At 66.2% G+C, this 11,097-nt stretch carries 13 protein-coding genes and 2 pseudogenes; 6 read left to right on the top strand and 9 right to left on the bottom strand.

The window, feature by feature from the left end:
- Positions 1-21: 21 nt before the first annotated feature.
- Positions 22-711 carry an IS5 family transposase gene (locus tag JNW87_RS26925; RefSeq protein ID WP_161558015.1) on the bottom strand — a complete coding sequence of 230 codons (690 nt, stop codon included), beginning with the start codon at positions 709-711 and terminating at the stop codon, positions 22-24.
- Between the two features lie 220 nt (positions 712-931).
- On the opposite strand from JNW87_RS26925, the gene JNW87_RS26930 reads away from it, so the two are divergent.
- A complete protein-coding gene (locus tag JNW87_RS26930) occupies positions 932-1,588 on the top strand; it encodes a TetR/AcrR family transcriptional regulator (RefSeq protein ID WP_109805765.1) in 657 nt (218 codons plus the stop codon).
- Positions 1,589-1,713: 125 nt separating this feature from the next.
- Positions 1,714-2,195, top strand: a pseudogene (locus tag JNW87_RS26935) (transposase family protein); the annotation flags it as partial.
- A 92-nt stretch (positions 2,196-2,287) separates the two neighbouring features.
- Here JNW87_RS26935 and JNW87_RS26940 read toward each other — a convergent pair.
- The 6 genes from JNW87_RS26940 to JNW87_RS41715 all read right to left on the bottom strand — a co-directional run bounded on the left by JNW87_RS26940 (position 2,288) and on the right by JNW87_RS41715 (position 6,384).
- Complete coding sequence (locus tag JNW87_RS26940) at positions 2,288-2,656, bottom strand: GNAT family N-acetyltransferase (protein WP_109805766.1); 369 nt, start codon at positions 2,654-2,656, stop codon at positions 2,288-2,290.
- Positions 2,657-2,851: 195 nt separating this feature from the next.
- The gene (locus JNW87_RS26945) at positions 2,852-3,796 is read right to left on the bottom strand and encodes an NADP-dependent oxidoreductase (protein WP_109805767.1); all 945 of its coding nucleotides are present in this window, start codon (positions 3,794-3,796) and stop codon (positions 2,852-2,854) included.
- 107 nt (positions 3,797-3,903) lie between these two features.
- Positions 3,904-4,332 (bottom strand): GNAT family N-acetyltransferase, encoded by a 429-nt coding sequence (locus tag JNW87_RS26950; protein WP_109805768.1) that lies wholly within the window; start codon positions 4,330-4,332, stop codon positions 3,904-3,906.
- Between the two features lie 36 nt (positions 4,333-4,368).
- A complete protein-coding gene (locus tag JNW87_RS26955; RefSeq protein ID WP_109805769.1) occupies positions 4,369-4,830 on the bottom strand; it encodes a GNAT family N-acetyltransferase in 462 nt (153 codons plus the stop codon).
- A 158-nt stretch (positions 4,831-4,988) separates the two neighbouring features.
- A complete protein-coding gene (locus JNW87_RS26960) occupies positions 4,989-5,906 on the bottom strand; it encodes an NADP-dependent oxidoreductase (RefSeq protein WP_238454648.1) in 918 nt (305 codons plus the stop codon).
- Positions 5,907-6,096: 190 nt separating this feature from the next.
- Complete coding sequence (locus JNW87_RS41715) at positions 6,097-6,384, bottom strand: Ada metal-binding domain-containing protein (protein WP_375373546.1); 288 nt, start codon at positions 6,382-6,384, stop codon at positions 6,097-6,099.
- Positions 6,385-6,780: 396 nt separating this feature from the next.
- Here JNW87_RS41715 and JNW87_RS26965 point away from each other — a divergent pair, with 396 nt between their 5' ends.
- Positions 6,781-7,209: an OsmC family protein gene (locus tag JNW87_RS26965; RefSeq protein ID WP_238454649.1), complete on the top strand. Its 429-nt coding sequence runs from the start codon at positions 6,781-6,783 to the stop codon at positions 7,207-7,209.
- Positions 7,210-7,495: 286 nt separating this feature from the next.
- On the opposite strand, the gene JNW87_RS26970 is transcribed toward JNW87_RS26965, so the two are convergent.
- Positions 7,496-7,774: a hypothetical protein gene (locus tag JNW87_RS26970; protein WP_238454650.1), complete on the bottom strand. Its 279-nt coding sequence runs from the start codon at positions 7,772-7,774 to the stop codon at positions 7,496-7,498.
- 215 nt (positions 7,775-7,989) lie between these two features.
- Here JNW87_RS26970 and nhaA point away from each other — a divergent pair, with 215 nt between their 5' ends.
- The 3 genes and pseudogenes from nhaA to JNW87_RS26985 all read left to right on the top strand — a co-directional run bounded on the left by nhaA (position 7,990) and on the right by JNW87_RS26985 (position 10,467).
- The gene (nhaA, locus tag JNW87_RS26975) at positions 7,990-9,882 is read left to right on the top strand and encodes a Na+/H+ antiporter NhaA (protein WP_238454651.1); all 1,893 of its coding nucleotides are present in this window, start codon (positions 7,990-7,992) and stop codon (positions 9,880-9,882) included.
- 109 nt (positions 9,883-9,991) lie between these two features.
- A pseudogene (locus JNW87_RS26980) lies at positions 9,992-10,168 on the top strand (transposase); the annotation flags it as partial.
- A 29-nt stretch (positions 10,169-10,197) separates the two neighbouring features.
- On the top strand, positions 10,198-10,467 hold the full coding sequence (locus tag JNW87_RS26985; protein ID WP_309234060.1) for a creatininase family protein: 270 nt from the start codon (positions 10,198-10,200) through the stop codon (positions 10,465-10,467).
- On the opposite strand, the gene JNW87_RS26990 is transcribed toward JNW87_RS26985, so the two are convergent.
- On the bottom strand, positions 10,458-11,097 hold a 640-nt coding region (locus JNW87_RS26990; protein WP_238454653.1), incomplete at its 5' end, for an IS630 family transposase. The genes JNW87_RS26985 and JNW87_RS26990 overlap by 10 nt on opposite strands.

The raw sequence follows: 11,097 nt of genomic DNA on the forward strand, positions 1-11,097 counted from the left end.
AGAGCCTGGTAAATAAGGGTTTCAGGTGTTTTGGTGGCGGGCGAGGCGGCGGGTCATGACGATGATCATGGCCCATTGGACCATCGCGGCGTGGTGGTCGGGTAGCCGTTTATAGTCTCGGACGGTGCGTCGGCACCGGTTGATCCAGGAGAACGTGCGCTCGACCGCCCATCTGCGGTGCAGGACGACGAAGGTGGTCTGCCCGGCGAGCTTCGCGACGATCTGCACGGTCAGGGTGAGGTGGGCGGCGGCCCAGCCGACGAGCCGGCCGGCGTAGCCGCTGTCGGCCCAGGTCAGGCCGATGGCGGGAAAGCAGGCGCGTAGCGGCGACAGCAGCGGCCGGGCGGCGTCGCGATCCTGCACGTTGGCGCCGGTGACCAGGATCGCGAGCAGTAGTCCGCAGGTGTCGACGGCGAGGTGCCGTTTCCGGCCGTTGACTTTCTTCCCCGCGTCGAAGCCGCGCCCTGGCCGGCCGACGGTCTCCGCGCCGCGTACCGACTGGGAGTCGACCAGCGCAGCCGTCGGCTGCCGGTTACGACCCTCGACCTGTTCGCGGACCTGTTCCCGCAGTCTGTTGTGCATGCGGTTGAGCGTTCCGTCGCGGGTCCAGGTCGTGAAGTAGTGGTAGACCAGCTTGTGGTGCGGGACGTCGGCAGGCAGCGCGTCCCACTGGCAGCGTTGACACACGCTGACCTCCGGCGCGCCGCTCACGACGCATCGCCGAGCAACTCCTGAGCAGCAGCTTGCCACAGCGGGGACCAAATAGTCCAGGAAAAGACCCGATCTATCGATGATCTCGCGGACACCCGTTCAATAAAGCTGACGGCGCATGCGTTCGTCCTTCACCATCACACGAATGCGACATGACGCCGGATGGACTCAAAGGTCCCATTCTCCATGCATTTCCTGGCGCGCTGGATACACTTGACCGATGGGCGACGAGCAGGTGGCTGCGCCGACGAAGCAGCGGAGGATCAGTCAACGGGGCATCGCGACGCGAGAGCGGATCCTCGAGGCGGCGAACCGGCTGATGTTCGTGCGCGGAGTGAACGCGACGACCCTTGACGACGTCCGCGAGGCAAGCCAGACGAGCAAGTCTCAGCTTTACCACCACTTCGCCGACAAGCAGGAGCTCGTGCGCGCGTTGGTCAAATATCGAGGCGCGCTTGTGCTTCAGCGCGAGCGCGGAGGGCTCGAACGACTGAGATCGTTCTCAGGGCTGGTCCGGTGGCGTAACGCGCTGGTCCAGGCCAACTCGCTGAACAACGGCAAATACGGGTGCGGCCTCGGGTCGATGGCTGTCGAGCTGTCCGATCAAGATGAGCAGGCTCGATCGATGCTGTTGGAGACGTTTGCGGCATGGGAAAAGCTGATCAGTGACGGTCTGCACCGGATGCGGGACAGCGGTGCACTGCGCCAGGACGCCGACCCGGAGAAGTTGGCCACGGGGTTGATGGCAGCTTTGCAAGGCGGCTACTTGCTGGCGAACGCCGCGCACAACGTCGCACCCATGGAAGTTGCTCTGGACATGGCGCTGGAACACATCAAATCGTTCCTCTCGGAGCCGTCCGGCGAGCCGACCCGTTAATTTAGCCCTTTCATCGTGATCAGGCTGGTCACGGCGGGTGCGAGCAGCCCGGAGATCGATGAGGGCGAGGCTACAGGTAAGACAGCAGTCGACCAAGATCCGATGCCCCGACCCGGAGCGTCGCCGTGCTGTCTCACCCCGCCACGATCCCGCTGTCCAGTCGAACCCTGAACCACCTCGCCGAATGCCTCCGTAACCACCGCCGGCAGCGTCGATCCCGGTGGCGGCGCCTGGAACCCGGCCGGCAAGCCCTACTCACCCTCGCCCATCTGCGCAACGGCGACACCGACGCCCGCCTCGCAGCCGGGTTCGGCATCGGCGTCGCCACCGCCTGGCGCTACGTCCGCGAAGCTGTCGCTCTACTCGCCGCAGCCGCGGACGACCTGGCCGCCGCCATGGACGCATCCAAAGGCTGGCGTACGCGATCCTCGACGGCACGCTGACCCCGGTCGACCGGGTCGCCGACCAGAAGCCCTGCTACTCCGGCAAACACAGGCGGCACGGCATGAACGTGCACGTCATCGCGGACGCGGCGGGTCGGCTGATCTGGGCATCGACCGCGCTGCCCGGTGCCACCCACGATCTCAGCGCCGCCCGCGCTCACGGCAATGCTGCGGAGGAACTAGGCCACCGCGCGACAACGTCGTGAGGCCGCGATAGGGCTCGTCCGAGGGGTCTCCGGCGCGCGGCCCGGTAGTCTCAGCCACCGGCCTTCGCCCGCGCCGACTCGGCAGCAGCACGATCGGAGTAGCCGGGGTGTCGGGCGTCGATCAGATCGACATAGGTGGTCGTTCGCGAGAGGTAGTCGACCACAAAGGGGCAGATTGCGGTGATCGTGCCCTCGCGGGCGCGGATCTCGTCGAGTACTCGCCGCACCATCGCGCCCGCCACGCCCTGGTGTTGATGACTCGACTCGACTTCGGTGTGCCGGAGGGCGTACCGGTTGGGCTTCAGGTGGGTGTAGTAGAGCCAGCCGACTAGCTCGCTGTCGCGGTAGAGCTCAAAGCGGCCATGATCGAGGCTGTCGATCAGCTCCTCGGCTACCAGTGCTTGTCCTTCACTGCTCATCGGCTCACCCTTCCAACGTGTAGTTACGCCGCGCGATCAGACAGGCCCCGCCGGACTTTGAAGTCCAAGTATGGCATTTGACTGCTCGCCATGCACGCCCGAGTGCCGTACGTTTGGACTAGGTGGTCCGTTCGTGCGCTTGGCGAGAACTGCTCGAGGCCACCGACCGACGACGAACGAGGCGAGAAGAGAAAATTATGGACGAACGCGGATGATCGTCTTCCCCTTGGTCCGCTCGGTCGGGTTGAGGGCGGCGACGGCGTCGTCGAGGGCCGCGACGTTGCCGATGTTCGTCCGCACGCGTCCGTCCCGGACCCGCCGGACGATCTCACCCAGCTGGGCGCGGTCGGACACGACAACGAAGTCGATCGCCAGGCCGTCAGCTGGCCGCACCTCCGGCGGCCCGGTGACGGTCACCAGCGTTCCTCCGGCTCGAACCAGACCCGCGGACCGCTTCTGGATGTCGCCGCCGATGACATCGAAGACCAGATCGACTCCGCCGGCGTCTTCCAGGGTGTCGTTGTCGAGGTCGACGAACTCGTGCGCGCCGAAGTCGACTGCGGTCTGCCGGCCGCTGGCACGTCCGGTGCCGATGACGTAGGCGCCGGCCTGACGGGCGAGCTGCGTCGCCATCGAACCGACTGCGCCAGCCGCGCCGTGCACCAGGACGCTCTGTCCCGCCAGGAGGTGGCCATGATCGAACAGCCCCTGCCACGCGGTCAGGCCCGCCATCGCGACGCCAGCGCCCACCGTGAAGTCAACGTTGCCCGGCAGCGGCGCAAGGTTGCGCGCCTCGACGACGGCATACTCCGCCAGTGTGCCGTCGCGAGTCCAGTCCGTAAGGCCGAACACCCGCTGTCCCACCGACAACCCCGTTGCTCCATAGCTGAGAGCGGTGACTACCCCGGCCACCTCGTGGCCGGGGATCGACGGCGTCCGGTCACGGCCGAGGCGATCGATCCAGGTCGAGGGCCACTCCAGCTCATTCCCGGTGAATCCCGACGCATGAACTTCAACGACGACATCGCCGTAGTTCGCGCCCTCAAGACTGGCGAGCCTCGCCGCGTCCGGCTCGGGCCGCTCCACCAGCGTCATCCCCGCCGTTCCCGCGGCCCGGTCCGTCACCACGATCGCTTTCATCTGACTACCTCTCTCAGTAACAGTCCTCGTCTACCCCCGTTATGACGTAACGGGGGTCTCCGTTGTCTCCGCGTCCTTACGGACGAACCCGAATGATCTTCTTGCCCTTAGCCCGCGGGTTCGTGCTGGGGGTAGGCGCCGGCACCGGGATGAACCTTGTCGATGAGATCGAGGTATTCCGGGTTGCGGGCAATGAACTCACCCACGACCGGGCAGATGACGGTGATCTTCTTCCCGCTCTCGCGGATCTCGTCCAGCACGCGAGCGACGAGCTCCGTGGCCACCCGATTGCGTCGGTAGGCGGGGTCGACCCAGGTCGTTAGCAGCACGACACGGCCGCCCACGAACCGGTACGAGAGCTCGGCGATCGCTTCGGCGCCGAGGGCGGCGATCCAGCGACCGCGCTCCGCGTCGTTGATGACATCGAGCTCCCAGCTGGATTCCACCTCGCTGAGACTTGCCTCGTTCAGAGCAGCGATGAGCGCCGCGTTGTTCTCTTCCCGGGTGGCCGCCTCGGCCTCGAGATTGATCGTCATTGTCACACTTTCTGTCGGGGCAGCTAATAAGTGGGTTTAGGACAAATGGGTGTGATCCTGGGTAACTCCGGGGTGCTCGGGGTCGATGAGGTCGGCGTACTCGGGGTTGTGCTCGATGAAGGTGCGCACGATCGGGCACATGATGGTGACCGTCTTGCCTTGCACGCGCACGTCGTCCAGGACGCGTCGGATCAGCTCGGTGGCGATGCCCTGTTTGCGGAACTCGGGGAACACCGAGGTGGCCAGCAGCACGAGTCGGTCGTCTCCGGCGACGTTGTAGGTCAGCCCGGCCACTGCTCGGTCCCCGACGATGGCGTCGTAGATGCCGAGTTTCTCGTCGTTGACGACTTGGAAGTCAAACGCGGGGGCGTGGGGATCGTCGATTACCTCGTCGATGAGGACGGCCTGGTCCTGGCTGAGGGTGCCTTTCTCGTCGGGGTATCCAGCCTCGTCGGGGTACTCGAAGGCGTAGCGGGTCGGCTCGGTTGGGTCGGTCATGGGGCTGCGCCTTCGTTGATGGTCATCAGATCACTCCCGGGTCGTGGCGGTAGTCGTACTCGCCCAGCCGCATGTCGTCGACGGGAGGTGAAGGCCCAGCCATCGACGTACTTCTCGCTCCTGCGGGGGTCGTTCTCGCGCTTGGGTCCGCCGAGTCCTTACGAGCGAACGCGGATGATCGTCTTTCCCTTGATCCGCTCGGTCGGGTTGAAGGCGGCGACGGCGTCGTCGAGGGTCGCGACGTTGCCGATGTTCGTCCGCAGCCGACCATCCCTGATCCGCTGGACGACCTCACCCAGTTGCGCGCGATCGGCCTCGACAACGAAATCAACCGTCAGGCCGTCCGCCGGCCGTGCTTCGGGCGGGCCGGCAATGGTCACCAGCATTCCTCCGGCTCGGACCAGACCCGCAGAACGCTTCTGGATGTCGCCACCGATCACGTCGAAAACCAGATCGACGCCGGCGACGTCTTCCAGGGCGTCGTTGCCGAGGTCGACGAACTCCTGCGCGCCGAAGTCGAGCGCGATCTGGCGGTCAGCGGCACGTCCAGTGCCGATGACGTAGGCGCCGGCCTCTTTGGCGAGCTGGATCACCATCGAGCCGACTCCACCGGCCGCACCATGTACGAGGACGCTCTGCCCCGCCTGGAAACGGCCATGCACGAACAGTCCCTGCCACGCGGTCAGGCCCGAGATCGGCAGGCTCGCCCCTACCGTGAAATCGACATCGCCCGGCAGCGGCGCAAGGTTGCGCGCCTCGATGGCCACGTACTCGGCCAGGGTGCCGTCGCGACTCCAGTCCGCGAGGCCGAACACCCGCTGTCCCACCGACAGACCCCTCGTGCCATAGCCGAGCGCGCTGACCACGCCAGCCACCTCATGGCCGGGGATCGACGGCGTGCGGTCCCGCCCGAGGCGATCGGTCCAGGTCCCGGGCCACGTCAGCTCGCCCGGGGTGAATCCCGACGCATGTACCTCAACGAGGACGTCGTTCGCCGTCGCCTCCGGCTCCGGTCGCTCCGCCAGCGTCATCCCGGCCGTTCCTGCGGCCTCATCCGTCACAACAATCGCTTTCATTTAAACGCCTCTCTGTATCAGTCGTTCGCCGACACGGCACTTCACTTCCCCCATTTGGTGACGCCAGACGTCGGTGTCTTACCCAGCTGACCGGAAAGATCTGTGACGCGGAGTGCGGCCCCGGTGCACTTTTGTTCGAGGCCACTCGTCGGTCGTGTCCCTGGCCCAGCTAGCACACCATCGCCGACTTCTACACCGACGGCGAAGCCAGCCTCTCGACCCAGGCGTCGACTGGCCAGGCGCCGGCCGGGCCAGGGGCGCTGCGTCGGGGGGAGCAACGCTTGCAGGCTCGGTATCCAGCGAGCTGGGCGCTGGCCGCTGTCGGGCGAAAGTCGACGTTTTCCGTGCGAGGGGTCTTGGCGCGACACGATGGCCGACAGTAGGTGCCGGTCGTCTTCACCGCGGCGCGAAAGCTGCCATCGAGTCGTTCCTCGCGTCGTTGGATCGCCTCGTACTGCGACGGCGGATCACTGAGCATCGATGTTCCTCATGTTGTCCGGATTTGAGTCCGCCCGAGTCGCGGGAGGCGACGACGATCGCCGCCCTGATGCGTGAACGACGGCATATCCTAGCCTTAACGGACTGATGAGTCCATCTCTGGGTTTGGCGTTGAGCGAGTTCAGCTGGGGGCGTCTTGGTCCTAACCGCCTCTCAGTGCAGCTTAAAACACCCCGAGTTGATCGTTCACGAGGACCTCGCGGTTCTGGCAACGAGCGATCAACTGGACTATCCAGTCCGCGAAGGCTAGCCTGCGGAGGTACTCGGTCATGGGGTGATTCGCCCGGCCACAGCCCCCGCTCAGACTGCGGCTCGACTGCTGCTGGATCCGAGTATCTGGACCGTCACTACCAGGATCTACAGGAGGGCGCGGCTGATGAAAACCGATCGGGACCGTGTCGTCGCATCCGCCCGAGCTGTCCTTCCGGCCACTGAGCGCCGGCGCACGGACATGACCACCCGCAGCTTCACGTTCGTCGCCGATGAACCGCACAACGGCGCACTCGGCGAAGGCCCGACGCCGACGGAGTACCTGTTGATGGCGCTCGCGTCGTGCACTGCTCAGACGCTGCGGCAGTATGTCGACTATAAGTACGACACCGCCGGTGACATCACCGTCGAGATCGGCTACCACGAACCTGAGCAGGAAGGCGCAGAGCGTTACCTGCAACGCACGATCACGCTGAGCGAAGAACCTGACCCCGACGACTTGAAGGTGATGCATAACATTGCCGAGAAGTCCCCGGTGACCCTGCTGATTCAGTTCGCATGGAGCGTGAGGACCGAGTTCGTCGGGCCGCGCTGAAATCAGGCCGCTTGCTGCTCGGCGATCACGGCCGAGCAGCAAGCGGTTGTCGTTCCGCCCCAGGCGGCGACAGTGTTTCCGTCGATCGCGACAGCTTGAACGCGATGCGGCGCCTTGCATGCGGCGCAGGTCCTGGTCCTGGCGGATGGCCGGTGACTCGTGCCGGCAGCTCAGAACAGAGTCGGTGCGGTCGGCTCGGTGGCGGTGGAGCGTCTGCCGAGCAGGGCGAACTTGTCGGAGGTCGTGTCGTCGGGGATCGGCAGCCCGTGGCGCTGCAATGCCTGGTTCACCCGTGCCCGGACGAGGTCGCGGTAATGACGGGGCGTGCGCGAGCCGTGCGCGTAGAGGTCGGCGTACGTGGAGAGCAGTTCGGGATGCTGGCGCGCAGCCAGGCGAAGAACAGGTCCTTGGGGCCGCGCATCAGGTACAGCGGTGTCGGGAGAATGTTGCCTGCCCCTGCGTCGGCCAGGGTGCCGATCAACTCGTCGATCTGCTCGGTGCTGTCTGTCAGTTCGGGCAGGATCGGCGCGACGAACACGGTGGGGGTGAGGCCGGCGTCGCGCATGGCTCGCAGTGTGATCGGCCGGGCCACGGTGGACGGTGTGCCGGGTTCGAGCGAGCGTTGCAGTGCCTCATGCCGAGCTCGACGTTGACGCGCTGAGCTGCGACAGCGAGCTGATCCAGGTCGCGGCCTGGCCGCGCTGATCCTGCTGGCCGGCGCGCTCGGCGACCGCTACGGCCGCAGGCGAATATCCCGGCCAGCGCTTCGGAAGGTGACGTGTGACCGAAACCAAGATGAGCGGCCGAACGATCGGGATGCCGAATCTAGCGGCACCGCTACGAGCCTTTCTGCGAACTGAGTCCGGCAGCGCCGGCGTGCTCGTGGCCGCCATCGTCGCCGCACTGCTCTGGGCCAACATCGACCTCGGCTCCTACGAAGCCGTCTGGCGCACCCAACTGTCCCTGCGCCTCGGGCACCTCGAGCTCTCCCGCGACCTGCACACCTGGATCAACAGCGGCTTGATGACGCTGTTCTTCCTGGTCGTCGGCCTTGAGGCGCGGCGCGAGTTCGACCTCGGCGACCTACGCGACCGGCGACGTTTCGTGCTGCCCAGCGTGGCCGGCGTGATCGGCATGCTGATCCCGGTGCTGATCTTCCTGCTGATCAACCACGGCGGGCCGGGCGCGCATGGCTGGGGCGTGGCTATGTCGACCGACACCGCCCTCGCGTTGGGCCTGCTGGCACTGCTCGGCCGGGGCGTGCCCGACCGGGTCCGGATCTTCCTGCTCACCGTGTTCGTGGTCGACGACTTGATCGCACTCATCGTCATCGCCCTGGTCTACAGCGACGACATCAAAATGATGCCCATCGTGGTGGCCGTAGCGGCGTTCGCGGTCATGCTGGCCATCCGCGCGGCCGGCGTCCGACGTGGCTCGGCGTACGTGCCGGTCGCCATCGTGATGTGGGGCGCGCTGCTGGTCAGCGGAGTCGACCCGGTGGTGGCCGGACTGGCCATCGGGTTGACCGCGTTCGCCTACTCTCCCGGCCGAGCTGAGCTCGAGCAGGTCAGCGGGCTGTTCCGGTCGTTCCGTGAGCAGCCGACGCCCAAGCTCGCGCGTACGGCTTCGATCGGCCTCGCGAATACGCTATCGCCCAACGACCGCCTTCAGCGCATCTACCACCCTTGGTCCAGCTACGTCATCGTGCCGCTGTTCGGCCTGGCCAACGCTGGCATCAGCATCGACGGTCCGTTCCTGGCCAAGGCGTTCGCGTCGCCTGTCACCTGGGGCGTGCTGCTCGGGTATGTCGTCGGCAAGCCGCTCGCCGTGATCGGCACCTCGGCCGGGCTCACCTGGATCTCGCACGGCCGCATCCGTCCGGCCGTGGGCTGGGCGGGCGTGCTCGGCAGCGGCACGATCGCCGGTGTCAGCTTCACGGTGTCGCTGCTGATCGCCAGCCTGGCCTTCACCGGCGACCAACTGGCCGAGGCCAAAGTCGGGGTGCTCAGCGCCGCGATCGTATCCTCAACGCTGACCTGGACCGCGTTCCGCGTCACCAACATGTTGCCCAAGGACAAGCGCACCCGGGCGCTCTTCGGCGACATGACGGAGCTGATCGACCTCATCCCAGAGGTCGACGAGAAGCAGGACCACGTCCGCGGCCCAGCCGGTGCGTCGGTAACGCTGGTGCAGTACGGCGACTTCCAGTGCCCGTACTGCGGGAAGGCCGAGCCAGTCGTCCGCCAGTTGCTGGGCCACGCCGACCTGCGTTTCGTGTGGCGTCACCTGCCTCTGTCAGACGTGCACCCGCAAGCCCGGCTAGCAGCCGAGGCCGCCGAAGCAGCGGCCGCTCAGGGCAAGTTCTGGCAGATGCACGACCTGCTGCTCGACCACCAGGACAAGCTGAACATCACTGATCTAATCAAATACGCCGGCGACCTCGGTCTGGATCAGAAACGCTTCTACGACGATCTGATAAGCCAGGCCCACGCCGGCCGCATCGAAAGCGACATCGACTCGGCCGACAACAGCGGAGTGTCCGGCACCCCGACGTTCTTCATCAACGGCCGCCGCCACTACGGCGCCTACGACATCACGGCCTTGACCGCCGCCATTCGTATGGCCCGAGCCCGGGCCCGCCTCGGCCGCGAGGCACCAGCGACCCGTAAATAAGCGCGTTCCGTTGACTCGACAGCACGCCGGTCGGCCGTCAGATCCTGCCGCGCGAACTCTTGCCTTGACGCGAAGCGACGGGAGCGTCAAGAGGATCCGAGACGTCATCCTGATCGACCGCAGGGTCTACCTGCCCGTGTCGTGGACCGATGACCGGGACCGCTGCCAGGCCGCCGGCGTCCCGGACGAGGTCGAGTTCGCCACGAGATCCGAGTTGGCCGCCGACATGATCACTGCAGGGGTCGACGCCGGCGTGCCGGTGGCGTGGGCCGCCCCGAACCAGGCCGGCCGGGCCCCGCTGTCGATAGCGACGTGGTGCAGGAGTACACGGCGACCCATGGTTCAACCATGAGCCTGTTCCCGCAGGCCCGCGACTGGACCAAGGCGCGCGAGGACGCGGGCATGGAGACGGACAGCCACGAGGATATGCACGCTGGCGAACTGGAGACGTCACTGCTGCTCCACGTCGCGCCCGAACTGATCCGCGACGGCAACCAGAACGCCGACTGGACCGCGGACGACCGCCCGCACCTGCTCACCCTCGGCATGGCCGCATACACCACTAGTGTTCCGTCTCAGTTTTGACTAGCCGCTTGCTGGAGGGCGGCGCGTCCACGTCGGACCTTGGCCAGGATCGATTCGGCGGTTGCGGTCCACACGAATGGTTTCGGGTCGTCGTTGTGTACCCGCAGGTACTCCTCGATCGCTTTGACGAGGTCGTCGACGCTGCGGAACACGCCACGGCGGATCATCTTGTCGGTCAGTTCGGCGAACCAGCGCTCGACCAGGTTCAGCCAGGACGAGCTGGTCGGGGTGAAGTGCAGGTGGAAGCGTGGATGCTTGGCCAGCCACGCCTTCACGTTGGGGTGGGTGTGGGTGCCGTAGTTGTCGACGATCATGTGGATCTGCAGCTTGCGGGGCACGGAGGTGTCGATGGTGCGCAGGAAGCGCAGGAACTCGTCGTGGCGGTGCCGGGCGAAGCACTTGCCGATCACCTTGCCGGTGAGCACATCCAACGCGGCGAACAGGGTCGTGGTGCCATGGCGCTTGTAGTCGTGGGTCATCGTGCCGGCCCGACCGGGCTTGAGCGGCAGGCTCGGCTGGGTGCGGTCAAGTGCCTGAATCTGTTGGGTCGGGGACGAGACGCCGTGCAGCGTTTCGGCTGCCGGTTTTCTCGTCCCCGCCCGCCGAACCCGGCGTGCGGGTCGTCCCCGC

It is taken from the genome of Micromonospora sp. ATA51 (assembly GCF_016802855.1).
In the GTDB taxonomy this organism is placed as follows: domain Bacteria; phylum Actinomycetota; class Actinomycetes; order Mycobacteriales; family Micromonosporaceae; genus Micromonospora; species Micromonospora sicca.

Excerpts from the sequence above, each read along its gene's own strand:
- JNW87_RS26930 (WP_109805765.1), top strand. The coding sequence starts at position 932 with ATGGGCGACGAGCAGGTGGCTGCGCCGACGAAGCAGCGGAGGATCAGT.
- JNW87_RS26940 (WP_109805766.1), bottom strand. The coding sequence starts at position 2,656 with ATGAGCAGTGAAGGACAAGCACTGGTAGCCGAGGAGCTGATCGACAGC.
- JNW87_RS26945 (WP_109805767.1), bottom strand. The coding sequence starts at position 3,796 with ATGAAAGCGATCGTGGTGACGGACCGGGCCGCGGGAACGGCGGGGATG.
- JNW87_RS26950 (WP_109805768.1), bottom strand. The coding sequence starts at position 4,332 with ATGACGATCAATCTCGAGGCCGAGGCGGCCACCCGGGAAGAGAACAAC.
- JNW87_RS26955 (WP_109805769.1), bottom strand. The coding sequence starts at position 4,830 with ATGACCGACCCAACCGAGCCGACCCGCTACGCCTTCGAGTACCCCGAC.
- JNW87_RS26960 (WP_238454648.1), bottom strand. The coding sequence starts at position 5,906 with ATGAAAGCGATTGTTGTGACGGATGAGGCCGCAGGAACGGCCGGGATG.
- JNW87_RS41715 (WP_375373546.1), bottom strand. The coding sequence starts at position 6,384 with ATGCTCAGTGATCCGCCGTCGCAGTACGAGGCGATCCAACGACGCGAG.
- JNW87_RS26965 (WP_238454649.1), top strand. The coding sequence starts at position 6,781 with ATGAAAACCGATCGGGACCGTGTCGTCGCATCCGCCCGAGCTGTCCTT.
- JNW87_RS26970 (WP_238454650.1), bottom strand. The coding sequence starts at position 7,774 with ATGCGCGACGCCGGCCTCACCCCCACCGTGTTCGTCGCGCCGATCCTG.